The sequence below is a fragment of the Nostoc mirabile CHAB5784 genome (assembly GCF_020829645.1).
Taxonomy (GTDB): Bacteria; Cyanobacteriota; Cyanobacteriia; order Cyanobacteriales; family Nostocaceae; genus Nostoc; species Nostoc mirabile.
This window is the reverse complement of record NZ_JAIVFS010000032.1, coordinates 63,655-88,853: the sequence shown is the minus strand read 5'-3', so window position 1 is coordinate 88,853 and position 25,199 is coordinate 63,655. Positions and strand designations below refer to the sequence as shown.

Sequence of the window (25,199 nt, the reverse complement as noted above, 5' to 3'; positions counted from 1 at the left end):
GGTGCAGACTTGTCGTCGTCAAGGCAAGTCTATTATTGATTTTTTTGTACAAGCACTACTGGTTGATTCTAATAATTATCTGTCTCCCCCATCTCTACTTCCTAAATATTAGACCTGAATCCTTACGATTAAACAATTTAGCTGCTAACATCTCTGCTACACACTGACCTAATCCTGCATTAATATTTTCTTTCTTAGCTTCTACAATTGTGACAACTGGTGCGTTAAGAATTAGTAACTCTGGTGAACGGCTAATAATAAAATCGCAATTTCCATTTAAACCTTGTGTTGAGTCAACAGTAAAATCGATACCAGAAAATAAACTTATTTGATTATTTAAATATTTCCTTACAGCAATTAAAATAGGCGCAATAATCATCTCTGAGCGGGATTTTTCAGTATTACTAGCAAGAGCTAAAGGTACATTTTCCCGCAAGACTTCTGCAAGTAATGATGGACACTCTACTTCATGTACAGATGCAAATATATCAATTTTATCAGAAATAGTTAAGCCAAAGGTTTTTCTAACTCTATCTAAAGTAAAGTCACTGTATGACACCTTAGTTGCTCCTGTAAAGAATCCAGATAATTAAATTGTGCCAACTATTAGCAAGATATGTTGCTGATAATTGGCACAATTAGTATCTAAATATTTTCTAACTTTAAGCAAGGAAACCTGCAAAAAAGTCCAGAGTTTCTTTGAGCGCTTTGATGAAAATATCAATTTCCTCACGGGTGTTGTAGAAAGATAAACTTGCTCGTGCGGTTGCAGCAAGACCTAAGTAACGGTGTAATGGTTGAGTGCAGTGGTGGCCAGAACGGATAGCAACGCCTTCTTGATCTAATAATGTAGATAAGTCGTTAGCGTGAACTTCTCCGGCTGTGAACGACGCAAGAGCGGCTCTACCTTCACCTTTTGCATTTGGTTTGGGGCCGTAAATTCGTATTTGGGGAATTTGCTCTAATTGTTGGAACAAATAAGCTGTTAATTCTGCTTCGTAGGCGTGAATTTTATCCATGCCAATACTAGTAAGATAATCGATCGCAGCACCAAGTGCGATCGCTTCTCCAATTGCAGGTGTACCAGCTTCAAATTTATGTGGTAATTCTGCATAAGTTGAATGGTCTAAATACACCTCTGCAATCATCTCACCACCACCAAAAAATGGTGGCATTGATTCCAACAATTTCAACTTGCCATACAGAAATCCTATCCCAGTTGGCGCACACATTTTATGACCGGAAGCTACCAACCAATCACAATCTATCTGCTGCACATCGACAGGGAAGTGGGGAACACTTTGGCAAGCATCAACTAAGAATTTAGCACCGTAGCTGTGAGCGATCGCAGCAATTTCTGACACTGGGTTAATGCAACCCAAAGCATTAGAAATATGCACTACCGACACCAACTTTGTTTTGTCGGAAATCAGCTTTTTAAACTGTGACAAATCAAAAGTTTCTTCTGGTGTTAATTCTACAAATTTCAGTACTGCACCCGTTTTTTGTGCCACCAATTGCCAAGGCACAATATTACTATGGTGTTCCATCACCGAGAGAATAATTTCATCTCCCGGCTGCAAATTATTCATTCCCCAGCTATAAGCTACTAGGTTAATCGCCTCACTTGCGTTGCGCGTGTAGACGATTTCTTGACGCGATGCAGCATTAATGAATTTGGCAACTTTATCTCTAGCACCTTCATAAGCATCAGTAGCTTTAGCACTCAGCGTATGGGCACCGCGATGCACGTTAGCATTATATTGCTCGTAATAATCCCGTAGGGTATTTAATACGAACAAAGGCTTTTGTGATGTCGCAGCATTATCGAGATAAACCAAGGGTTTATCGTTGACTTCCTGATGCAATATCGGGAAATCAGCGCGAACTTTATCAGCAAGGGTTTTGGTAGAGGTGAAAGTCATTGGTAGATTAGTTATTAGTCATTAGTCAGTAGAGACGCGATTAATCGCGTCTGTACAATGGTCATTAGTCATTAGTCAGAGACTTAAGATTATTGACTGTGTTTAACAGGATTTCTCGCAGAGAAGGAACTGGTATTTTGTTGATAACTTCAGCAGCGAAGGCGTTAATTAATAACTTCCGAGCATCGTTTTCATCAATTCCCCGACTTTGCAGATAGAATATTTCATCATCTTCCAATTGGCTAACGGTAGCACCGTGGGCGCACTTTACATTATCCGCCGTAATTTCCAATTGGGGTTTGGTATCAACTCTGGCTTTAGATGATAGCAGCAAATTGCGATTCAACTGGGCTGCATTTGTCAACTGCGCTGGTTTGGGTACAAAAACTTTACCATTGAACACCGCATGAGCGCGATCGCCTACAATACATTTATGCAATTGGTCACTTGTACCGTGAGGATAGTTGAGTGCGATCGCACTGTGAGTATCAGACAACTGCTTACCAGAAATTATCGTCAAACCATTGAGAGTAGTTTGTGTCTGCTCACCAGTTTGCAAAATCTCCAAATTGTGCCGTGACAACTTCGCACCTAAAGTTATGGCATGACAAGTATATCGACTATTCAAGCTCTGAGCGATCGCAGTCTTCCCAATATGAAAAGCCTCTGCACCTTCTTGCTCAACCCTAGTGTGGCTCACTTTTGCATTGTCACCAACCCAAATTTCCGTAACTGCATTTGTAAAATATACTCCCTCTTCCTCTGCGCTCTCTGCGCGACGGACACTTTCCTCAACGGGGGGAACCCCCGCACGGAAGTGTCCTCCTCTGCGGTTCGTATACTCCTCAACCAACGTCACCTGCGAACCACCTTCCGCCACCACCAAACAACGCGGCTGCGAAATCATCGCAGTTTCCCCCGCAACCGAAATAAACACCAAATGAATAGGCGTTTCAACAACCACATTCTTCTTCACCCACACCACAGCTGCATCAGTTATCCCAGCCGTATTGAGAGCAGTAAAAACCTCCTGCGCTCCCTGAGCTTGAGCTAAATACTGCTGTACATCCTCCTGCTCAACCACAGACAAACCAGCCAAATTACTTACCACAATTCCAGATGGCAAATCTGTAACTGCTGATAACTCCGGCACATAAACGCCATTAACAAATACCAAACGACTATTAGCCGCCTCTGGCAAAATATCAAATTGCAAAGACGCAGGATTTACCGTCTCTACATTAAATTGCACCTTTCGCAGAGACGACAAATCAGTAAATCGCCATTCTTCCTCGCGGGTAGTCGGGATAATCGAGTGACGTACCCAATTAGCAGCACTTTGGCGTAATTCCTGCAACCAACCTTCTGTTTTATTTGCCGTTACTTGATTTAACAACCCAACCAGATAATCATCTCTATCTAAGAGAGTCGATGTCAAACTGACTAAATTCGAGTTAGGTATTGGACTGGGAGAAACTTGAATACTCATTAGATACTCGTAAACTGGTTTACAATGTTAAGTAGTGCTGGAATTAAAAATCCCTATCAGGGATTGAAACATTACACACCCACCTCAGCAGCTGCAAATTCTTCCAACACCCAGTCATAACCGCGAGACTCTAATTCGAGCGCCAGTTCCTTACCACCACTCGTAATAATCTGCCCTTGTGCCATCACATGCACAAAATCAGGCACAATATAATCAAGTAACCGTTGATAGTGAGTAATCAAAATTGTAGAATTTTCTGGACTTGCCAGTTGATTTACCCCATTCGCCACAATTCGGAGCGCGTCAATATCCAAACCCGAATCAGTTTCATCCAAAATTCCCAACTTTGGTTCTAGCAGCGCCATTTGCAGAATTTCATTCCGCTTTTTCTCACCACCAGAAAACCCTTCATTCAAACTCCGACTGAGGAAACTGGGATTCATCTTCACCACATCCAGCTTTTCCTCAATCAAATCGTCAAAATCAAAAGCGTCTATTTCCTCTAAACCTTGCGCCTTGCGACGGGAATTGTACGCCACCCGCAAAAAATCCAAATTGCTCACACCCGGAATTTCTAGCGGATACTGAAACGCCAAAAATACACCACTTCTGGCGCGTTCTTCCGGTTCCAATTCTAACAGATTTTGCCCTTGAAAAATCACCTCACCGCCAGTCACCTCATACGCCGGATGCCCAGCCAACACCTTAGAAAAAGTACTCTTACCAGAACCATTCGGCCCCATAATCGCATGAATTTCACCGGATCGCACCTCAAGATTCACACCCTTAAGAATCGGTGTTCCATCAACATTAGCCGTCAGATTCCTTACTGACAGCACAACTTCACTATTTTCAATAATCATCTTCTCTCCTTCTCTTTCTCTGCGCTCTCTGCGCCTCTGCGGTTCGTCATTCTTCCTAAAGATAAACACAGAACGCCGATGTCTCTGTGTTTATCCTTGCTTCCATTTATCCAACACTGCCTTCCAACTTCAAACTCAACAACTTATCAGCTTCCACAGCAAACTCCATCGGTAGCTGATTGAAAACATCCTTACAGAAGCCGCTAATCATCATCGAAATAGCATCTTCCGAAGAAATACCCCGTTGAGCAAAGTAGAATAACTGATCTTCCCCAATCTTAGAAGTAGAAGCTTCATGCTCCACCTTCGCACCGTTATTTTGCACCTGAATATAAGGGAAAGTATTTGCATGGGCATTATCCCCAATCAGCATTGAGTCACACTGAGAATAATTTCTCGCCCCTTTCGCCGTTGGATTGACTTTCACCAAACCCCGGTAGCTATTACTAGAATTACCTGCGGAGATTCCTTTAGAAATAATTGTACTGCGGGTATTCTTACCTACGTGAATCATCTTGCTGCCAGTATCGGCTTGCTGCTGATGATTTGTCAGCGCCACCGAGTAGAACTCACCCACAGAGTTATCACCCACTAACACACAGCTAGGATATTTCCAAGTAATTGCTGAACCTGTTTCTACTTGAGTCCAGGAAATCTTGGAATTTACGCCCTGACACAAACCGCGCTTGGTGACAAAGTTGTAAATACCGCCTTTACCATTGGCATCTCCAGCGTACCAGTTTTGGACAGTGGAGTATTTAATTTCGGCGTTGTCGAGGGCGACAAGTTCCACAACGGCGGCGTGCAGCTGGTTGCTGTCATACATCGGTGCGGTGCAACCTTCGAGGTAAGAAACATAACTACCTTCTTCGGCGACAATCAAAGTCCGCTCAAATTGTCCCGTGTCACCAGAGTTGATGCGGAAGTAGGTAGACAGTTCCATTGGGCATTTTACGCCTTTAGGAATGTATACAAAAGAACCATCGCTAAATACGGCGGCGTTTAAGGCGGCAAAATAATTGTCAGCTATAGGAACAACGCTACCCAAATATTTTTTGATTAGTTCTGGATGTTCTTGCAACGCTTCCGAAAACGAACAGAAAATAACGCCATCTTCCGCTAGCTTTTCTTTAAATGTAGTGGCGACAGAAACGCTATCGAAAATTGCATCAACGGCGACATTTGCCAGCCGCTTCTGTTCAGATAAAGAAATGCCCAACTTCTCGAAGGTTTCTAAAAGGGTTGGATCAACTTCGTCCAAGCTGTTTAGTTTTTCTTTCTTGCGTTTCGGCGCTGAGTAGTAAATGATATCCTGATAATTAATTGGCGGATACTTGACATTCGGCCAAGTTGGTTCCGTCATTTTTTGCCACTGGCGATAAGCTCTGAGGCGAAAGTCCAGCATGAACTGCGGCTCGTTCTTCTTAGAGGAGATCAAGCGGATAACGTCCTCGTCTAGTCCACGCGGAATAGTGTCGGCCTCAATGTCTGTGACAAAGCCGTACTTGTAGGGTTGGTTGACTAAGGTTTTGACAGTGGCACTCATCAGTAATAATCTCTCGTGTTCGGAACTTGAATCTCTCTATAAGGATGGGAGACGGGGTTTCTTTAGCCGATTCCCATCTCGCATTACGGAATGGTTACACGGCTGCTAGAATAGTGGTGGAGAGTAAAACAACAGCTATATTGTTTAATCTATCTTCATTTTACGCTAAATTAACAACAACAATGTTGTCAAAGTCAAATTTTCAAAAAAAATTTTGTGACGTTCGCTGAACGTTTCGCACCAGAAGATGGCGACTATCCACCAGTCCTCAACCAAGCAAGATATCCTAGAATATCTGCACAAACACGAAAAAGCAACGGCTTTGGAGCTAGCTGAACTTTTAGACGTTACCCCCCAAGCGATTCGTCGCCATCTCAAAGATTTGGAGACGGAGGAGCTAGTTTTGTATTCGACATCAGTGCAGGCGACGGGGATGGGGCGTCCGCAGCATCTTTATCAGCTGAGTCGTCAAGGACGCGATCGCTTGCATCGAACAATGAGCGATCGCTTTGGTGATGGCCACGGAAATTTTGCGGTTTCGTTGCTAGACACCTTAGCCGAAACGGTAGGACACGACCAATTTAAGTCGATTTTACAAAAACAGTGGGAGCGCAAAGCATTAGAATACCGCGTTCGCGTGGGTAACGGTTCACTGCGAGAACGTGTAGCCAACTTAGTAGAGTTGAGAAAAGCAGAAGGCTTCATGGCGGAGTATCACCCTGTTGATGTGAATGACTGCTTTGAGAGCGATCGCTTTATCTTAATGGAGCATAACTGCGCCATTTCCAACGTTGCCGAGTCTTTTCCCAGCATCTGTGGTCATGAATTAGAAATGTTTGCAGCCGTCTTACCAGATTGTACCGTAGAACGCACCCACTGGATTATTGATGGCGAACATCGTTGTGGCTATTTGGTGCAAATTCGCCATTAGTCATTAATCATTAGCCATTAGTCATTAGTCCTTTTTTTTTAATAACTAATGCCCCATGCCTAATATCTAATAATTAACTAAGTTTGAGATAGCATTTCATTTATGGATGTACCACCACAGCAACCATCAACACAATTTTTAACTCTGGAAGAGTCAGCAAAAGTAGACGCGGCTTTGTTGTCTTCCCCAGAAAAGTTTTTAACAAGATTGACAATTTCATCACTTAAGCTTTTGAAGCATATCGCTCAGGAGTACGGTGTTGCTATTGAAGATTTAACAGCACAGCAAGTAATTGCCTGGTTTGAAAAAGATGGCAAAATTCGACGTGAACAAGGCATTGAAGGTTCATACCTGAAATGGTAAAGTTTGCATTTCATTGACTTTTAAAAAATAGCCACATAGAACAATACGTTTGGGTTAAGAAGAATGCTTTGTTGGGTAACACTAAAGTTCAACCCAACCTACAATTCTCCTTAACTGAACCGTATTGGTTCCTCAACCCAACCTACACTAGTTTTATTTTTTAGCCTTAACCCAAGCGTATTGCCATATAGAATATCCCGCATCTAAAAAACTCTTATTTAAATGAGGGACACAGTATTGCCGTGTCCCTACGAATCTCTGTGTTTATCTGTGATTAATTATTTTTCTGTATCTTAACCCATGTGGGAACCGCTATAAACAAAAAGCACCTTTTTCAAGGTGCTTTTAAAGTTGATAACAACATTTTGTTTATCAAACAATTATTTAAGCATTGTAATTGTTAGCCCGAGGACTACGAGCTCCAGTTGCGGCTCCAATCATTGAGGCTATTAAACCCAACAAAGAACCAAACACAAACCACCACAATCCCGAACGTAAATTAGCTGCTGCATCACGAGCTTGTTGGGCAGTTATGTTTGCTTGTGGTACATTAACGCCACCTTGCTGTTGTACTTGGTTTATGACTTCCCCAGCGTTAGAAGCAGCAACACCAAAAGCACCAGATACTCCATTTGCTAACAGCCATGAGCTAACTGCCAAAGTCGTTGCCCAAAGAATTGCGCCGTTAAGAAGAGCTGTATTGCGGTTCATCGGCCCACAAGCACGGGCTGTAACCCAACCACCAGTAAATAGGGAAATTAGTAAAGCGATAGTTGACAAAAGCCCCGCATTACCCGCGGCGTTAGGGGCAATTGATCTCGGTGCACCTGAACCTTCAACTGTGCCTGCCGCAAACGCACCAATCATAGCACTCAAAATTAATTGAGTGGCTAAAGCAACCAATAAACCAGAAATAATTGGCCCCCAGCGAACAAGATCATGATACTCAGCTACTCGGCCTGCTACCACAGGCTCAGTAGCAATACCTTCATTACCTGTCCGATTTACGTATGACATAGCTTATGTTCTCCAGTGCTGTTTCAGCAAAGTTGCTGCTTAGGTATATTCATGTTTATGCTTAAAATTAAATAGCTAAATCATCTACTTTTATATCTATCAATAGAAAGAGTTAATAGGTATATCTTTAGTGAGAAAAAACAGATTTTTTTAACAAATTTTAATATTAAATATCATTAAATATCTGAATAATTTTTTAGTAAAGAAAATTTAATTAATATTTTGAAATTAAAACACAATTAATTATTAAACTTTATGAAGAAACAGCTTTAATTGTGTATGCAATTAGACTCAAGACAAAACTTTGTAACGATTGTCAAAAGTAAGCATAATCAAACAAAAATTAACGCATCCTCACAGCAGTGCCTGTGGCAGTAATCAGCAAAAGAACTCCTGACTGGTCAATATTGATCGTGCCAGTATCAATTTCAATCCCAATCACAGCATTTGCCCCTAAACGTTGTGCTCGTTGTTCTAATTCTTCTAATGCCTTGCGTTGACCCTGCTCAAATAGACGTTCATAGCTACCAGTGCGTCCACCAATAATATCTCGAATACCCGCCAAAAAATCCCGCAAAAAATTGCTGCCGTAGACTACTTCTGCTGTCACAATGCCTAAATATGACTCAATAACGGCTCCTTGAATCACATCAGTGGTAGTTATAATCATAAATTAGCCTCCTAGATGGCATACAAATTGATATTTTTTATTAAAATACACATATAAAACTACTTCGTCTTGATACAAACTTCATAAACATCCTCTCACACAATTTTAGATTGCGAGTGCATTTACGCTCTTACTTGCTGGCTAAAAACTAACATTTTAAAAAACATTTAGCTTGTTAAATTTATCTTACCGTGTAATGCCCAAAAAAGGATATAAACGCCTGGATGGCGCCTTCCTAAAGGGTAGTATAAAACTGTGAATAATTGGATACATCTGCAAATTATTAAATAAAATAACAAACAGTAATGAATCTTAAATCCTCTGAAATTGGCGTATCGCTCTCTAAAATTAAGCTAGACGCCTGTTGGGTTATTCTGAGTGACACGTATAACTACTGACAAAAAAGTGTTATTTTGCTAGCTTACTGATTTATATGTAAGTAACTTCATCTAAACTTGATATCTTACACTTTCTCATTCAGTAAAAACTCTGTAATCTACTGCTGATTGTAAAGGAAAGAGTGAATGAATTATTAACATCTTAATTAATACGAAGAAATACAGTTTTCAAAAGCCCATATTTTTGTTTTAATGTACAAGAAAAAAGTCCTCTAAAATTTCAGGAAATTTACTGTGTACAAGCCAAGATCATTTGTGCTGAGTGTGGTGTTATTAGGATGTTTTTCCTTGACTATACCTTCAGTGGCTCAGGCTCAGGTATTAGTGGCGCAAGGCAAAAACCCAGAGTTAAAGCAACTACTAGAAGAAGGACGGAGGTTAGTGGATACGGGCGATTATGGTGGTGCGATCGCAGTTTATCAGCGAGCAGCTAGGCTAGATGCCAAAAATGCTAAAATTCATTCAGGTATTGGCTACTTATACGCGCAACAGGGAAATTACCAGGCGGCATTAACAGCTTATCGTCGTGCGATCGCTATCAACCCTAACAATAGTGATTTTTATTACGCGGTGGGTTACATCAAAGCGAATTTGGGCGACACGCGTGGGGCAAAAGAAGGCTATCGTCGGGCCATACAGCTGAACCGTAACAACGTAAATGCCTATTTAGGATTGGCTGTGACGCAATCTCGAATGGGAGACTATACTGCTGCTAGCTGGGCATACCAACAAGCAATCGACTTGGATAAGAACAACGCCCAGACTTATGAGTTAATGGGTTCGATGTATAAACAGCGACGACAAACCAAACAAGCCAACAGCTTGCTTCAGAAAGCCCGTGACTTGTACAAGCGGCGCAATGACTCAGATGGCGTCAACAGGGTAGAAGCCATGCTGCGACAGTTAGGAGGATGAGGTTAATCTAACTGGCGTCCCGTTAATTCCACAAAAATATCTTCCAGGTTAGAGGGACGCACCATCATTCCGGTTTTATCGGGCTGTTCATTCAAGTAAATATTTGCTGCTTCTAAGGATGGGAAAAACAGATATTCCCAACTACGAGCACCATCACTTCCCACATCAGACACACCTAATTGTTTCATCACCAAACCTTCACCGTGAGCAGAACGCAGTTGTTGTAAAGTTCCTAAAGAAATCAGCTTACCGCTATCCATAATACCGATGCGTCCTGGCTTGGTAGAACCAAAAGCATCGCACAAAAATTCGACCTCATCCATATAATGGGTTGTCAGTAACATCGTCATTCCCTGCTTATTCAAATCTCGAATAATTTCCCAGAGGCGTCGCCTAGTTTGGGGGTCTAGTCCTACCGTTGGTTCATCCAAAAACAGAATTTGCGGTTGATGCAATAAAGCTCTCGCAATCTGCAATCGTCGTTTCATACCCCCAGACAGGGTTTTTACCAAATCATTACGTTTTTCTGCTAGCTCAACATACTCTAGCCATTGATTAATTAGTTTTTGTCGCTGTGGGTTGCTAATGTGATGTAGCCTCCCATGCAGTTCCATATTTTCCCAAACGCTTAAATCGTTATCCACACTGGTTTGCTGCAAGACTACGCCAATACTCTGTTTTGCCAACATTGCTTGGCTCATCACATCATATCCACCTATTTCTATCCGTCCTTGGGAGGCTTTTGTTAGTGTAGTCAGCATCCGAATTGTGGTTGATTTCCCTGCACCGTTCGGGCCAAGTAGAGCAAATATTTCCCCCGCTTCAATTTGGAATGACAGGTCATTGACTACAGGTACATTGTTGTAAAACTTGTAGACGTTTTCTAGAAAGACAGCAGCAGTCATAGTTATTTTGCTCCAATTAAAAATTTAAAATCACCAAAGTTTTGATGGTCACAAGCCAACCAACCCTGCGAGAAGCCGCAGAAGCGTCTACAAACTTCTCTGGAAATTTAAAATAAGTCAGCCCATATCTTACACCTGCCAATCTCCCGTCAAGAAATTTCTTTCACAGGCTTTTAGTCCAAGTCCACTGAAGCAGACTTATAATCCAATACAGTTCAGTTAGCGCCAAAAACCATAAACTGCGTAGGTTGGGTGGAGGAACGAAACCCAACCTACGACGCGGGTTTGTTGGGTAACACTTAAGTTCCACCCAACCTACGATTATCCTTAACCCAAGCGTATTGACTTATAATCATGCCACGAATAGGGTTTATACCAATTCACAAAAACCTTGATACATATAGATTTCTTGTAGGGGCATCATTCGTGAACAACAAAATTCCCGACTTCTTTGAAAAATCGGGAATCTAAGGTTTCAATTTTCACAAATCAAATAGGATTTATATAGCGATTTTGATAGTAAGCCAAAATTTGGTTAACTCGTTGCCGACTTTTTAAACCAGAATTTGCTGTCCACGAGATACACAAGCCACCAATTTGACTTTGATTGTAATCAAACTCTTGGGATGACTGGGGAATTAACTCCACTTCTACCCCTTCGACTTGATGTAAATGAGCTGCTATCTCTCTATAGACAGCTAAAGGCAAACCAGCGAATTCAATTTCCTTAGTCTCCATCTTTATGAAGCTCCAACATTAAAAGGATCTGACGGGGGCGTTGTCGCTGAAACAGGATTGCCGCTAGCAGATGCAGCTGACGGCGTTGAATTGACAGCCTCTTCCCCTACCATTTTGGCAACTTCAATACCATATTGTTCCAGAATCACGATGGGGTTGTAGCCCTGATTCATTTCAATCCGTTTAACCAGTACGCCATTTGCTAATCGCTGTCCCGCCTGCACATAGCGACTCGTCGGCTCATCCGGTACTTTGATAATTGCCTGTGGTTCCTGACTAATTAGAACTACACCAGTCACAACAACTGCCTTTGCTAACTCAGGTTGTGCTGGCGGTGGCAATACAGATACTAAAGCGGGGTTGGGGACAACTTGAGGTAAAACCTTAGGTAAGACTGAAATCAAAGTACGATTGACTTTTTTAGTCAAAGTAGGTTTGACTTTTTTTGGTACAGAAGCAATGTTATTTTTCTTCTGATTTAAAGCTATGCTGCGTCTTGGAAGTTTTCGGACTGCTATCGATGGAGTAGGTAGCTTAGGCACCACAGGAACAGGTCTTACAGATGTTTTAGGCATTCCGGAAAACGTTTGCCCGAAAAGTTGTGCAAACGGGTCACTTCGATTTGATAGCTGAACTAGCGGTATCCGCTCTGTAGCATTAGTGGATTGAATCAAATTAGCAGATGCAGGAGTAACTTGTGAAACCTGTTTGGCAGGTATCACTGGATTCTTAAAGGATTGATCTGTTGGTGGCGACTTTGCTGCTATTTTGGGAATCGGCGCAGGAGCGATCGCTTGTGGTGTATCTTCTGAAGCACATCCAGCGATCGCCAAAGTTAAAATAGCTGCAATTGTAATTTTTAAATTTCTGCCCATGAGCTGTTCTCAAAAGCCATTGGAAAATTGGAAAGTGGAAATCAACATGCCTGAAATTTGTATCAAAGACACAGTATGTTCCCTTTATAACCTAACTTTTTAAATTTTAAGGGTTATTTTTAGCACTGCCTCCTAGGCATAACTGCGGCTTGGTGTTTATTCGCAGTCAATCTTCTGCCACACCCATAAGCTCTTTCATCAAATCCAGACCTTTCTTAACTCTACGGGAAACTGTTACTACACTAATTCCCAGATGTTCTGCAACTTGTTTTTGTGTCAAATCTTGCAAAAACACACATTCCAATACATCGCGGGTGCGTTGTTCTAGCTGAACCAATGCTTGTTGCAAGCGAAGTTGGTCTTCTTGTGCTAGTTGAAAGCTGCGATAGTGAGGATCTGGAACCAATTCTCCCAAACAGGTAGAGCCTTCTTCTCCATCTTGGATTGGCACATCGAGACTTAAGGGAGCGCGGTTTACCCATGCTAATTTAATTTCTTGCCATTCGTTTGGAGAAATTTCCAGTGCTGTTGCTAATTCCGAGTCTGTTGGTTGGCGATTATGCTTTTCACGCCAAGAACGTGACACTCCTATTGCTTGCTGTTGCAGTGCTAACCACTTCCGAGGAATTCGCACGGTGACACCTTTATCTCGGAGATAGTGTTGAATTTCACCCCGAATATAGGGAAGAGCATAGGAACTAAAGGCATGTCCCTTGGAAAGTTCAAATTTTTCAATCGCCCTGATTAAACCCAAACATCCAACCTGGAGTAAATCATCGTAGGTTTCATGACATTGATTCGTCCAGTAGTGAGCTTCTTTTCTCACAAGTCCAAAATTGAGTTTTACCAGCTTATTGCGAACATTTTCTGACGGAGATTGCTGATATTCTCGCAACAACTGCCAAATTTCATGTTTTAGTTCATTGGTGGTTGTGGTAGGCATAGCACCGTATTTATTAAGTAAATCAACAATTAATTCCTCACTTTTAAACTCAGCTGCGATGGCGTACCCGCCCTTTCCGGTGGCGATCGCACGATATCAAAGACAATATTGTGCTACATGCCTTAGCAAATTCTCTGGTAGATAACAACGTTTTTATCGAGAAAATTCCATAGACTTGCTTGACAATAGAGCAAAGTTTAAAGAAGTGAAATCGTATTTAGTTTGTTATTGATCTTTGGTATGATCTGTAGCTGTTTTTATAACTACATAGAAATAAAATATAAAATTAGTTACTAAATATAAAACCGAGATTGTACTTAACTTTAATTAATTAATGCTGAACTTAATTTCTATAAACAAAACAACCGTAGTCGGAATTTTGTTGGATAAGCAAAAGTTTGATTTACAGTAAAATTACGTGCCTATTCAACCAAAATTCATCAAATAATTAAAAACTACTAATAATTTTTATAAAAAGTACGTAAATCTACGCAAAAAAATACAACAAAAGGCGAGAGTCCTTTTGTTGTATTTAACCTTTCCCCCTCTTTGTTAGGACTTACGCACAGGTAACGGAAAATCGAACCACTCCAGACACAGAGAAGCCAGTGCGCCCTTGCGGTTAAGAGACTTGTTCGCTCAAGCGCGTTCCCGTTCGCGCAGCGTCTCCGTCAGGAGAAGGGTAGCAACTGGCGCGACACGGAGAAATAAGAGTTTGAGAGGTATTTTGCGTAAGTCCTGTTTGTAAAAAACTTGGCGTTGCAGAGAAAGCGAGATGATTTAACAACTTCCAAAATTCTCCCCTACTTGCCCCAATTCATCCCACTGTTCTGCAACGCCAAAAACCTATCTACCTGCCTAAAAAAAAGCAGGGCTGTTTCATTCTTTAAAAGCCTCTTGAAAAGCTGGGGGCAAGGGAAGGAAGAATTTTTCTCTTGTCTTTCCTTGAACCTTTGTCTCTTTTCGTCGCTGTAATGCTTTTATAGGAATGAAACAGCCCTGAAGATGGGGGCAAAGAAGTTAACTTTTGTTATGAAACCTGATGGTTACAGCATTGTAGTTCTGAATGCTAGCCAGTTACCTAACTCCAGAGAGTTTAGCTACGAGTCGGTTCAACCCGTGCAAAAAATAGGCCGCGAATCTTAACTTCTTTAGGTTCGCCAGCACCTAAATCTGTATCAGATGGCTGTTCGCTCTCGAAAGTACCAGCAATTTCACCACTAGAGCTATCGACTTTAGCGATTTGCAAAGAAATCTTACCATTAAGATTTTCAGCACGCTTGACGTTAGTGCGGGTAAGTTCTTCATCATCTGCTTGGGCGGGGAGAGCCACAGCATTATCGTAGCCACTAACGACACCACGACCCTTTGGATCTAGGAAGGCAGCACCACGGTAGGAAGGAACTTTGAAGGTGCCTTCAAAGTCCGTGGAGGTGTTAATACTGCTCAAACTGGGTTGGGTTTGAGCAACCAAGTCTTTGATGGTGAAGAGGAAAGGTACTCGCTCACCACCAGGAAGTTGCACAGTAATCGCTTGGAAGTCAAGACCATCAGTTTCCACAAAGGTCAGGCTATTATCTGGGTTGATTTTTAGATTGCCTTGCACCTGGTCAATGGTGGAAGTGTATCTGGTCAACAATTTGCCAGCAACAAATTCTGCTTGTTGGCGTTTATTAGCAGGTTCTTCTTTGATGAAGAAGCTAGTTGGTTCTAAGCAAAGTTCTTTGATGGCGTATGACTGGCTAGAATCAAGGGGAATGGAGCCACGGCTTGTTTCTGCTAGTTGGGGGCATTTATTCGCCAAACCAGTGCCGCGAATTTGATCGTAAGTGAGTACATCTCTACTACTAGTAGCAGGAGCATCACTACAAGCAGTTATTAGCCCCAGGCACAAAGCCAAAAATGCAACAATTAAAGCGCGATACCTCATGGTCAACCTCAATCTCAAAAATTAATATCTAAGTTGTAAAACTGCATCGAAGCTTTGATCTCTGACGAGAAGCCATCCTTTATCGGACATTGCATTGCTCTGATTCTTGAGTTGAAACAAGTGTCCTGGCGTATAGGTTGGCAGTCGCCACTCAAACTTTTCTCTGCTAAACGTACTTAAACGTGTCGCTGCTTCGCACTTTGCTCTTGCATATAGCAAAAGCGGCGTCGCCCAAGTCTTTTTGTATCATGTATGTGACGCCACTACATACAGCCCATTGTTTGATGGGTAAATCAGCCAGATCATACGATTTTTTTTAACTTAAAATCAAAGTACTCAAAATCCAAGAAAGTCTCATCTTGATCACATCTAGCTGCCGTAGAGGCTATGGTAAAGGTTACTAGGCTCTTTTACGAACGATCGCAATTGCCTTTGATAAAGATACAAATCTAGTTATATTCACCCCTTACTCAGGCAAATAAGGGGATACGGGACACGGGGATGGGGGGATAAGGGGAAACGGAGATTCCAGAAAAAACTCATTTAGAAGCCTACAGAAGCTTCATTTTCTAAAAGAACTATGGCAAACTAGGGAAAATTAAAAATCTCCGGTAAATTTGAGTTGACCTCATTTATACGGAAAGGATGGCATGAACGATAACAAAAATCTTGAATCAGGAGAGTTGTCCTGTAAACTGCAAGCGATCGCAACTGTGGTGTATGATGCAGTTCAAGGTTGTGAAGGCGATAGTGTAGCTCTTTTGGCAATGCTTCGGCAATTGGAGCATTTACACCGAGAGATCCGGGATGGGGTTTTTCAAGAGAGTTTGCCTGTTAACCGTCGGCAACTCTACTCATTACTGAAAGATATTGAGTCTGAGGGGGGCTGGCCTTATATTGAGCGCATGAGACTACAAGCCTTTTTAACGAATTTGCCAGAAGAGGCTCCCGCAGAAAATAATCATCAAGTTTTGGAGAGCGATCGCTCATGCGGCTGATCAACTCAAAATAAGTTTATAGCTGTGAATTAACAACTCTGATCGCCTCATCAACCGCTAAACCAAGAGCGGTTGCTCATTGAGGCTTCAATCTAATTCGTAATTCGTAATTTGTAATTCGTAATTCGTAATTCGTAATTCGTAATTCGTAATGACGCTCGTTCCGACGCTCGTTCCTCGCTAACGCTACTGCTTCGCTAACGCTACCGCTTCGCTAACGCTGCCCTATCGCTACCGCTTCGCTAACGTAATTCGTAATTAAAAAGGGTTTTTACTGGTTATACCATCACAAATAAGGCGATCGCGCTTTTCAAGATTGTGGTTGTGTTTGAGGTAATCGCCCACCCAGTCGCAACCACGAACAAGCAGATCATCAAGATTTAAATTCCACAGAATTATCGTGTTGTCATCACTAGCTGATGCTAATGTTTGACCATCTGGGCTAAAACTGACACTTAATACCGCAGCGCGATGCCCATTGAGACTTTTAATTAATTTGCCATCACGGCTCCAGAGTTTCACTGTACTGTCCCAACTGGCGGCGGCGAGCAATTCACCATTGGGACTGAAAGTTACGGCATTGACGCTATCGCTGTACCCCTTTAATAAGGTTTTTAACAACGTACCATCCCGTCGCCACAGTTTCACAGTGTTATCCCAACTAGCAGAAGCCAGTAACTCGTCAGTGGGACTAAAGCTGACACCTAATACCCAACTGTCATGGGGCGAAAAAGTTTTGAGCAAAGTACCATCCCGTTGCCACAGTTTTACAGTTTGATCATCACTGGCGGAAGCTAAAATCTGACTGTCAGGGCTAAAATTTACGCTATTTACCCAACCCTGATGCCCCATTAAGGTTTTGAGTAACTTGCCCTCACGGTTCCAAAGTTTCACTGTATTATCTTTGCTAGCTGATGCCAAAAACTGACCATCGGGGCTGAAACTCACGCTCATCACACTATCAGTATGCCCGTAGAGAGTCATGATTAAAGTACCGTCAAGCCGCCAAAGTTTCACAGTTTTGTCATAACTTCCTGAGGCCAGCATTTCACCTTTAGGGTCAAAACTGACACTAGGAACTTGATTAGTATGCCCCACCAAAGTTTTGTAAAGTCGGGTTTTGACCTCACCTCTACTGGTGTATCTTTGCCAAAGCTTGACAGTGCGATCGCGACTACCAGAAGCTAGGATCTGACCGTCGGGACTCCAAGCAACGCTCAAAACTCGCTTATGATGCCCTTGAAGAATAGATGGTGTTGGGGCATCTAAACTCCATAGTTTCACACTTTTGTCATAACTTCCTGAAGCTAGAAATTTGTTATTTGGACTGAAAGCGATGCTGACAACAGCATCGCTGTGTCCTTTGAAGGTTTTGAGTAAAGTACCAGTGATACTCCAGAGATTTATAGTATTGTCTTCACCTGCGGAAGCTAACTTTTTACTATCGGAACTAAAGCTCAAACTCCAGACTGTACCGTTATGCTGCCGTAAAGTTTTGTAAGGAAGAAAGTCAAAACCGTCTTTAGTGGTGTTATTTTCGCGCCGCCAAAGTATCACTGTCTTATCTCGACCTGTTGATGCCAACAATTTACCGTTGGGGCTGAAAACAGCTACAACCACACCCTGCTGATGTCCCTGCAAAGTTTTAACGAGGCTACCGTCCCGTCGCCAGATTTTCACTGTTTTGTCGTCGCTGGACGAGGCGATGAATTGCCCATCGGGACTGAAGTTTACCCAGTTAACCCACCCTTGATGTCCTCTCAGTATTTTTACTAAGCTACCGTCTTTGCGCCAGAGTTTTACGGTTTTATCCTTACTGCCAGTAGCTAACAACTCGCCATCAGGGCTGAAATTAACGCTATAAACCCAATTTTTATGTCCTTTGAGGGTTTTATATGGCTTGGGGTCAAATTCACCTGTAACCCGGTTTTTGCGCCAGATTTGCACTGTTTTGTCGAGGCTAGCGGACGCTAAGGTTTGACCATCAGGGCTAAAACTTACACAAGTCACAGCATCAGTGTGACCTTTGAGGGTTTGGAGTAAGGTTCCGTCAGGACGCCAAATTTTCACCGTCTGATCTCGGCTACCTGATGCTAGCAACTGACCATCTGGGCTGAAAGCTACTCCCCAGACAATATCAGCGTGCCCTTCCAGGCGGTTAGCCTCTGTTACCCCATAAACTGCTTGTTGTAGGGCTGTCACCACCCGCATTCGGGTATCTTGCTGCACTCCATCAGCTTGTTTAAGTTCTCTCCAAGCCCGCAAACTTTCTAATAGGGCATCAAATTCTTTATTAGAGGCAAACAGAGCTTCACTAGCAGCAGCGATCGCACTAATGTTCAAGTTGGTTTCACTGCGTTCAGCTCGTAGAGTTTGGCGGATTGCTGCTCTTTTTTGCAAGTCAGCTTGCCACCATAATGTTGCTATTGTTCCCCCCATGATTGCCAGCACTGCGCCTGCTATGCGTGCTTCCCGCAGTCGCCGTTGCAATACCAAATTGAGTTGCTTTTGACTAAATTGTTGGGCGACTTCAGCTTTAGTTTTTTCAAGTTTGATTTTTTCTAATTCCGCCAGCATACCATAATTGTTCTTTTGGCGAATTGGTTCAACTAAATAATCGTGAACTAGCTGGTAGCGATCGCCTAACTCTTCTCTAACTCGCAACACCAAACCTGAACCCACCAATATTTCTAAAATCAATTCCCCAACTGTGTCAAAGCTTGATATTGTATCTAGATCATGATTATTAACTAATGCAGCCACTAAATCAGCTTTAGTTTTTAACGGTCGTGTACCTTTTTCATCAGTTAGCTCAAATAATAGTTTCCAAGTTAACTCTTCATTCTCCTGACCACAATCTTTGATAACCTCCCCAAGCCAGCGTTCCACCAATTTTGCCGAGCCGCCGCAAAGCTTATATTGTGCGAGTGTGGTAATGTTTTCTATTTGTAGTTGAGCGCCAACTATTTGTAATTCAATTGGATGTACTTCGTCTAGTTCTCCTGTTAAATCCTGGACTAATCGGTTAATTAATTCATCACTCAGTTCAGAATATGAACGCTGAGTAAGACTATGAATTATGGCTTTAGCATCCTGGCTAGAGAATTTTCCTAGATAGTAGCGAATATCCTTATCGAGAATATTTTTATTAATTACGCCTAAATCATATAAACCAATACTATTTTTTTGGCTCAACCTTTCAAATTCTAGTAAATGATGTAAATAATCTTCTCTTAATGACAGAATAATTTTGACAAATGAAATATTTAAACATTCACTAAAAAATTGGTAAAACTCTATTCTTTCTGTGGGGAGATTACTAATAAAGAAAAATTCTTCAAACTGGTCTAAGACGATAATTATTGTATAATTGCGCTCGGTTGCTAACCGAATTTTTTCTAGGAGTATAGTGGGTGTAGAGTCAAGATTAACCGATATTACTGTGGATGCCAACACTTGATTTAGACTGCTTATCAAGACTGTTAGCCAATCAGTATAAACAGACAAAACAATAGGTATAGGAATGCGTTCACCGATAACTTTACCTTTGAGCGCTGGGACTAAACCAGCTTTGAGAGTTGAACTTTTACCTACACCGGATGGCCCATAAATTACTGTGAGCTTGTAGTCTGCACGAGTAATTCTTTCAATCAAACGATTCACATCTTGCTGCCGTCCAGAAGCAGATATTTCTTGGGCAACTCCCTCAGAAATAAACGGTATTTTTTGAGGTTCCAATGCTGGGTTAATTTTAGAGTGTTGCGGCTGCAATTGGCTTGCCCCAATGAAAGCACGAAAGCCATACTGATGTTCTATTTGAATTTTTTCTTGCTTGAGCTTAAAGGCTTCTGTATAATCATGACGCTCAAAAAAGTAAAGCGATCGCAGTTCCTCTAAAATCTCTAAATAAAGAGATGGCTGATGTTGTAGCTCACAAACTATCCTTGCCCATTCCAGGTTATTGATAGCCTCCTCTGGCTCACCTAGATGCCTCTGTGTACGTGCTAGCAAGAGAAGATACCAACTTTCTTGTCGTCGTCTTCGCAAAGCATCTCGCAGAGAAGCTTGTGTTACTTCTTCAGAGATAGAGAGTGCTGTATTCGCTAATTCATGAGCCAGTATCCAATTCGACTCAGAAGCTGCCACACTTGCCAAAAAGCCATAATCTTGAGCAACTTGTGCAGGACTTCCATAGGTTTTATGTAGATGTAATGACTTTTGAGCTAATTCTTTTAAGTCATTCCAGGCTTGTAAACGTTGCAGCATTTCACAAGCAGGCAAAATAAATTTAGCAACTAAGTCTTCTCTTTGTACCTCCTCTAATATTTCTAGACATTGTTTAAACCACAACAGAGCATGTTCGCAATAGCTACTATTACTATTCTGGTGTAAGTCTGCCATTCGGTGATAACACAGCCCCAGATGGAATAGTACTATTGCTTGCTTAAGTAAAGATGAGGGGGGTAAAGAAGAATTACTCTCCCACTCTGCTACTCTCCTCGTTTCTTGCTGCCACAATGCTAGGCTTCTTTGATAATTGCCTAAAGCACCATTAATTTGATCGTTGGCGTATTTATCTCGTCCTAAAACAAATTCTAAACTAGCTTCTAATCCTGGTGTTAATTGAAAGCCATACAGGCGCAGCAAATCATTACGAGCTGATTCTATTTCGTGGCGGTGTTGGGACTTAGGATCTAAATCTAGGGAGGCGTTAGATAAAAATGTTTCGGCACCTGCTTCTAAAACTTTGGCAAATAGAGATTCTGCCTCTTGGTGGATCAAAGCAATTAAATCTGTCTTTGCCATTTCAAATTTAATCGTGGTTGCAGCCCAGCTTTTAAAATCAGGCGCTAATCTTGAAAGCAATGATGCCACATCATCTTGTAGCCACAATACCACTGGAAATGGAAAAGTCGCGGCATAGATATCTCGTGCTTGGTTGATGCCTGTAAGTAAGTTTTCCAGGTCTATACTTGACTCAATACCAAAAATCATTACAGCTGATGGTAAAGAGTCTGTAAGGACAGCAGGATTATCTAAAGATAGTTCTGATACTATTGTGTTGTGTAAAGAAGTAGTTGATGGATTTAGAACGATTTCTCTGATATATATGTCTTTGGTGATGGAGCGAATATTTTCTAACATTTGCTCACGTAATTGCCCATAGTTACACCGAACTAGAATTAGGGCAAATTGACCTTCGGAAAGTGCGATCGCTCTAATCAGTCTTTGCAATGTATGCTGATTTTCTTTTGTGTAGACTTGTAGCTGCTTGTCAGTAGTCATTGGTTATTGGGCATTGAACACTTGTACTGAGCGAAGTCGTTGGCGTAGCCTAAGAAGAGAAGTATTGGGCATTGGACACTTGTATTGAGCGACTTGTACTGAGCGTAGTCGAAGTAAGTCGTTGGCGCAGCCTAAGAAGAGAAGTATTGAGCATTGGGCATTGTTAGTCCAATGGCAAAGGACAAAGGACTAACGACTCAGCCAGCACTTTTACTTGTTTTTTTGCCAAGCTAAAACTTTTTCTGTTTCTGCTAAGGCTGGACTGATGCCAAACCATCGCCCCACAGGATCACGATATTCAAACAGATACATGCTTCTTAGTAAGCTCTGGTAGTCAGACTCACCTTTAACTCTCTGCTGCTGCACTACTTCAAACAATAATTCCCACTGGGATTCATCAATAGCTAATAGCAGATCGTCGCGGTAGTCTTTAATCACGGCTTCTAAGCAGTCACTAGAAAAAGGCGGATCTTGTCGTTGCAGGCAGCTATAAAGTAAACCTAATAAATTACGAATGTGACCACCACTAACGCGACATATACGATCCAAAGTTTGGGAGTGATCGAATAATTCTGTAATTAATAAAAGCCTTTCATTCAAAGGAACTTCTGGAAAAGCTCTTGCTAAGACTAACTGGCGCACAAGTAACATCCCTGGTTCGTAGTCAGTGCCATCTCTTTGGCGCACCAATACCATCGGTAGTACTTTTGGCGCAATCCCTCCCCCCAGACGATTTTTCAGTGTCTCGTACTCATTGGAGAAAATTAACGTTAAGGGAATTGTATAAACTAGGTGGCATTTGAGTCGGCGTAGCTGTTCGCCTCGGTCGATAAAGAGATATTCTGGTTGCGATCGCCCCGATGCTAAGGGACGCATATCGACTCGATCCAAATTATCTACAATTACTACCAATCCTTTTTGACCCCGTTGCTTTAACTGTTCAACAGCCTTTTCTAAAATTTCTTCGTTAATCGCTTGCAAAATACTATTGGTACGTGGTTCCAGATATTGCCTTAGTTGATTCCGCATCTGGGTGCTATCTTTGGTTTTAGCGGTAATTTTGGCAATACCCAACGATAACTCTGCTTGTCCAGAAAGCTCTATGGGGCTTTGCAAAAAATCGCCTACTTCTTTAAACAAATTGGTAAAGTAACCAGGTTTGAGTTTGATGTTAATGCCTTCTAAACTGGCACTGACTTGACGGGCTACACTCAGCAAAATATCGCTGATATCAATATCCGCCATATCTAAGTCTTGACTGGACTCAAAGTAAACTACATGAAATCCCGCCAATTCTAGTTCTGTCTTGAGGCGCTGCAATTCCGTTGACTTCCCACAGCCAATGTGACCCGTAAATAACTGGCAGGTTGGCTCATCAGGAGAAATCCGAATGATAGTCCGCTGCAATTCTTCCACAATCTTGCAACCACGGACATCAGCAAAATCTATGTAATACTGGCGATCTAGCACGTTACTTATATTAAGCGTGTAGCTGGGATTACATGCTTTATAAAAACGCGATAAATTTAATGTCGTTTTCATGTTATGTAAAGGTGTATGTAGATGTGTGTGTAGATGCAGTTAAATTGTATTTTTTATACAAAAAATCTCTAGCCTGGATGTAGGCACACGATTACTTCGCAAGTTGGTAGTATCTTGCAAAAGACAGCACTTATTACAGATCACTGTCAGTAGTATGGTAGAGATTTAGTTGACCCTAATAACTTTAAGCATATCTGTCCTTTTTACACCTGCTATTGAGGTTTTGACAATCTCTGGCTTTTGTTTGACCTAGCACAAACCTTGTAGGTTTGAGTTAATCAGTAAAAAAAGCTACTACATCATATAGTTCCCAATTTGGATTGCTAATGATAAGGACTGGTATGAATTATAGCAATCTATACAGAGATTTAGGGATATTTATCTATCGTTTAATGTTTGATTTGTCAAGAGAGCAAAATTAGAAATATATAAATTAATATTTTGTAATTTTTAGAGACAATATATTTGACGATCGCTTGTCGAAAAGACAACAGTAAGTTAAGAATGGACACCGGAAACTTTAATCGGAAGGATGACTAGCACCACGTTGGTTGTGTAGTTACTGTAAAGTGTTACTAAAAATAAAAAAAGTCTTGAGGAGAGCGGCTAACAGATGCCGACGGTGTTTACTGAGATCAATAATGATACAAGCGCGTCAAGGAATTTGGATTGTAACTAGAAAGGGGTTTGAATGGCTGGCATAATATCAGTTTCCCGCACGGATCTAGCCCAGCGTCGTAAGAAATTACGTCGGCATCGGCAAATGAGAATTATTCAAGCTATTTGGCGAACTTTTGCCATTACCGGTTTGGCGGGTGGATTGCTTTGGCTGGCAGTCCAACCAGTGTGGGTGCTAAAAAGTCCCAAACAAGTAGTGATCAAATTAGGCAATCAGTCCCTGTCGGATGAGACAACTCAATCACTGTTGGTGCTATCTTACCCCCAATCTTTGTGGCGGATTGAACCGGCAGCGATCGCTAAGTCTTTGAAGAAACAACCAACTATTGCCCAAGCGATCGTTAGACGCAGCTTGTTTCCTCCTGGATTAAACATCGAAATCCAACAACGAATCCCTGTAGCCGTGACTCAAACACCAAGTGTTCAAAATCACGGCACTGGCAACAAAAAAGTCACAATCGGCTTACTAGATGCAAGCGGGGCCTGGATGCCTTTAGAAAAATACACATCACTCAATCCCACTAAAAAATTACCCAATCTTAGAGTAATTGGATTGCCTAAACAATACTGTCTCTACTGGACTCAACTTCATCAAGCTGTAAGCCAAAGTCCCGTAAAAGTGATAGAGATTAATTGCCAAAATCCAGCGAATTTAATTTTGAAAACAGAACTAGGAAATGTGCATCTCGGCGTTCCAGGCCCCCAACTGTCTGAACAAATTAAAGTACTCGCCCAAATGCGTCATTTAGCAGCAAAACTCAATTCCCGCCAAATAGACTATATTGATCTGAAAAATCCCGAATTTCCATTAGTACAGATGAACCAAAAAGAACAAAAATTAACTTCCAAAACCCCTTAAAACATCTAGTACAGCGGGCGCGGAAATAAACATACCATTTCATACCATTTCAAATGGCGCCAAAGCCTGAAATACAATTATGCATGAATGCGTGAATGCGTGAATGCGTGACTTCCGCCTTGCGGTACTAGCGTGTTTAATGTATTGATAGCTCCTAGTAAATTAAGAAGCTTTATGCTGATAAATATATTTATTATTTTCAGTTTTCGAGCAAACCGCACGAAAATCGGCATTAACTTCTAATTAAAATAAGAAGATAAATCCTAAAATCTCTATTACGAGTAAAACACTTTCAATTATGACCCCTAACATCTAATAGTAGGGTGCA

General features: G+C 41.7%; 19 protein-coding genes. 5 read left to right on the top strand and 14 right to left on the bottom strand.

From position 1 onward, the window contains the following. Positions 1–94 precede the first annotated feature (94 nt). The 5 genes from LC653_RS20825 to sufB form a co-directional block, all read right to left on the bottom strand. Entirely contained in the window at positions 95–559 is a 465-nt protein-coding gene (locus LC653_RS20825; RefSeq protein WP_229496693.1) for a hypothetical protein, read from the bottom strand. A gap of 103 nt (positions 560–662) precedes the next feature. Then, positions 663–1,925, bottom strand: a complete 1,263-nt coding sequence (locus LC653_RS20820) for a cysteine desulfurase (RefSeq protein WP_229496692.1) — start codon at positions 1,923–1,925, stop codon at positions 663–665. A 64-nt stretch (positions 1,926–1,989) separates the two neighbouring features. After that, entirely contained in the window at positions 1,990–3,414 is a 1,425-nt protein-coding gene (gene sufD / locus LC653_RS20815; protein WP_229496691.1) for a Fe-S cluster assembly protein SufD, read from the bottom strand. 71 nt (positions 3,415–3,485) lie between these two features. Then, a complete protein-coding gene (gene sufC / locus LC653_RS20810; protein WP_193945662.1) occupies positions 3,486–4,277 on the bottom strand; it encodes a Fe-S cluster assembly ATPase SufC in 792 nt (263 codons plus the stop codon). A 106-nt stretch (positions 4,278–4,383) separates the two neighbouring features. Continuing rightward, positions 4,384–5,823: a Fe-S cluster assembly protein SufB gene (sufB, locus tag LC653_RS20805; protein WP_109009508.1), complete on the bottom strand. Its 1,440-nt coding sequence runs from the start codon at positions 5,821–5,823 to the stop codon at positions 4,384–4,386. Between the two features lie 247 nt (positions 5,824–6,070). Here sufB and sufR point away from each other — a divergent pair, with 247 nt between their 5' ends. Both sufR and LC653_RS20795 read left to right on the top strand, forming a co-directional pair. Continuing rightward, entirely contained in the window at positions 6,071–6,754 is a 684-nt protein-coding gene (gene sufR / locus LC653_RS20800) for an iron-sulfur cluster biosynthesis transcriptional regulator SufR (RefSeq protein WP_229496690.1), read from the top strand. 102 nt (positions 6,755–6,856) lie between these two features. Next, positions 6,857–7,117: an NDH complex assembly factor CRR9 gene (locus tag LC653_RS20795; protein WP_229470514.1), complete on the top strand. Its 261-nt coding sequence runs from the start codon at positions 6,857–6,859 to the stop codon at positions 7,115–7,117. 384 nt (positions 7,118–7,501) lie between these two features. Here LC653_RS20795 and LC653_RS20790 read toward each other — a convergent pair whose 3' ends face one another. Both LC653_RS20790 and LC653_RS20785 read right to left on the bottom strand, forming a co-directional pair. After that, positions 7,502–8,134 (bottom strand): hypothetical protein, encoded by a 633-nt coding sequence (locus LC653_RS20790; protein WP_229496689.1) that lies wholly within the window; start codon positions 8,132–8,134, stop codon positions 7,502–7,504. Positions 8,135–8,477: 343 nt separating this feature from the next. Then, the gene (locus tag LC653_RS20785) at positions 8,478–8,804 is read right to left on the bottom strand and encodes a YbjQ family protein (RefSeq protein WP_196528493.1); all 327 of its coding nucleotides are present in this window, start codon (positions 8,802–8,804) and stop codon (positions 8,478–8,480) included. 632 nt (positions 8,805–9,436) lie between these two features. On the opposite strand from LC653_RS20785, the gene LC653_RS20780 reads away from it, so the two are divergent. Beyond that, on the top strand, positions 9,437–10,117 hold the full coding sequence (locus LC653_RS20780; RefSeq protein ID WP_229496688.1) for a tetratricopeptide repeat protein: 681 nt from the start codon (positions 9,437–9,439) through the stop codon (positions 10,115–10,117). 2 nt (positions 10,118–10,119) lie between these two features. Here LC653_RS20780 and LC653_RS20775 read toward each other — a convergent pair whose 3' ends face one another. The 5 genes from LC653_RS20775 to LC653_RS20755 form a co-directional block, all read right to left on the bottom strand. Continuing rightward, complete coding sequence (locus LC653_RS20775; RefSeq protein ID WP_229496687.1) at positions 10,120–11,022, bottom strand: ABC transporter ATP-binding protein; 903 nt, start codon at positions 11,020–11,022, stop codon at positions 10,120–10,122. 489 nt (positions 11,023–11,511) lie between these two features. Continuing rightward, complete coding sequence (locus tag LC653_RS20770) at positions 11,512–11,760, bottom strand: hypothetical protein (RefSeq protein WP_229496686.1); 249 nt, start codon at positions 11,758–11,760, stop codon at positions 11,512–11,514. 2 nt (positions 11,761–11,762) lie between these two features. Then, positions 11,763–12,635, bottom strand: a complete 873-nt coding sequence (locus LC653_RS20765; RefSeq protein ID WP_229496685.1) for a hypothetical protein — start codon at positions 12,633–12,635, stop codon at positions 11,763–11,765. Positions 12,636–12,801: 166 nt separating this feature from the next. Further along, the gene (locus tag LC653_RS20760) at positions 12,802–13,578 is read right to left on the bottom strand and encodes an RNA polymerase sigma factor SigF (RefSeq protein ID WP_229489783.1); all 777 of its coding nucleotides are present in this window, start codon (positions 13,576–13,578) and stop codon (positions 12,802–12,804) included. Between the two features lie 1,096 nt (positions 13,579–14,674). Continuing rightward, positions 14,675–15,508 carry a photosystem II manganese-stabilizing polypeptide gene (locus tag LC653_RS20755; protein WP_229496684.1) on the bottom strand — a complete coding sequence of 278 codons (834 nt, stop codon included), beginning with the start codon at positions 15,506–15,508 and terminating at the stop codon, positions 14,675–14,677. A gap of 650 nt (positions 15,509–16,158) precedes the next feature. On the opposite strand from LC653_RS20755, the gene LC653_RS20750 reads away from it, so the two are divergent. Beyond that, positions 16,159–16,506 (top strand): hypothetical protein, encoded by a 348-nt coding sequence (locus LC653_RS20750; protein WP_229496682.1) that lies wholly within the window; start codon positions 16,159–16,161, stop codon positions 16,504–16,506. 258 nt (positions 16,507–16,764) lie between these two features. On the opposite strand, the gene LC653_RS20745 is transcribed toward LC653_RS20750, so the two are convergent. Together LC653_RS20745 and LC653_RS20740 are read right to left on the bottom strand one after the other, a co-directional pair. Beyond that, entirely contained in the window at positions 16,765–21,792 is a 5,028-nt protein-coding gene (locus tag LC653_RS20745; protein ID WP_229496680.1) for a WD40 domain-containing protein, read from the bottom strand. A gap of 210 nt (positions 21,793–22,002) precedes the next feature. Beyond that, positions 22,003–23,334 (bottom strand): P-loop NTPase fold protein, encoded by a 1,332-nt coding sequence (locus tag LC653_RS20740; protein WP_229496678.1) that lies wholly within the window; start codon positions 23,332–23,334, stop codon positions 22,003–22,005. A gap of 691 nt (positions 23,335–24,025) precedes the next feature. Between LC653_RS20740 and LC653_RS20735 the strand changes: the two genes are divergently transcribed. Beyond that, positions 24,026–24,871, top strand: coding sequence for a cell division protein FtsQ/DivIB (locus tag LC653_RS20735; protein ID WP_229496676.1), 846 nt, complete (start codon positions 24,026–24,028; stop codon positions 24,869–24,871). The last annotated feature ends 328 nt before the right edge of the window (positions 24,872–25,199 follow it).

Excerpts from the sequence above, each read along its gene's own strand:
- LC653_RS20760 (WP_229489783.1), bottom strand. The coding sequence starts at position 13,578 with ATGCCTACCACAACCACCAATGAACTAAAACATGAAATTTGGCAGTTG.
- LC653_RS20740 (WP_229496678.1), bottom strand. The coding sequence starts at position 23,334 with ATGAAAACGACATTAAATTTATCGCGTTTTTATAAAGCATGTAATCCC.
- LC653_RS20795 (WP_229470514.1), top strand. The coding sequence starts at position 6,857 with ATGGATGTACCACCACAGCAACCATCAACACAATTTTTAACTCTGGAA.
- LC653_RS20770 (WP_229496686.1), bottom strand. The coding sequence starts at position 11,760 with ATGGAGACTAAGGAAATTGAATTCGCTGGTTTGCCTTTAGCTGTCTAT.
- sufD (WP_229496691.1), bottom strand. The coding sequence starts at position 3,414 with ATGAGTATTCAAGTTTCTCCCAGTCCAATACCTAACTCGAATTTAGTC.
- sufB (WP_109009508.1), bottom strand. The coding sequence starts at position 5,823 with ATGAGTGCCACTGTCAAAACCTTAGTCAACCAACCCTACAAGTACGGC.
- LC653_RS20755 (WP_229496684.1), bottom strand. The coding sequence starts at position 15,508 with ATGAGGTATCGCGCTTTAATTGTTGCATTTTTGGCTTTGTGCCTGGGG.
- sufR (WP_229496690.1), top strand. The coding sequence starts at position 6,071 with ATGGCGACTATCCACCAGTCCTCAACCAAGCAAGATATCCTAGAATAT.
- LC653_RS20735 (WP_229496676.1), top strand. The coding sequence starts at position 24,026 with ATGGCTGGCATAATATCAGTTTCCCGCACGGATCTAGCCCAGCGTCGT.
- LC653_RS20745 (WP_229496680.1), bottom strand. The coding sequence starts at position 21,792 with ATGACTACTGACAAGCAGCTACAAGTCTACACAAAAGAAAATCAGCAT.
- LC653_RS20775 (WP_229496687.1), bottom strand. The coding sequence starts at position 11,022 with ATGACTGCTGCTGTCTTTCTAGAAAACGTCTACAAGTTTTACAACAAT.
- LC653_RS20790 (WP_229496689.1), bottom strand. The coding sequence starts at position 8,134 with ATGTCATACGTAAATCGGACAGGTAATGAAGGTATTGCTACTGAGCCT.
- LC653_RS20750 (WP_229496682.1), top strand. The coding sequence starts at position 16,159 with ATGAACGATAACAAAAATCTTGAATCAGGAGAGTTGTCCTGTAAACTG.
- LC653_RS20765 (WP_229496685.1), bottom strand. The coding sequence starts at position 12,635 with ATGGGCAGAAATTTAAAAATTACAATTGCAGCTATTTTAACTTTGGCG.
- LC653_RS20785 (WP_196528493.1), bottom strand. The coding sequence starts at position 8,804 with ATGATTATAACTACCACTGATGTGATTCAAGGAGCCGTTATTGAGTCA.
- LC653_RS20820 (WP_229496692.1), bottom strand. The coding sequence starts at position 1,925 with ATGACTTTCACCTCTACCAAAACCCTTGCTGATAAAGTTCGCGCTGAT.
- sufC (WP_193945662.1), bottom strand. The coding sequence starts at position 4,277 with ATGATTATTGAAAATAGTGAAGTTGTGCTGTCAGTAAGGAATCTGACG.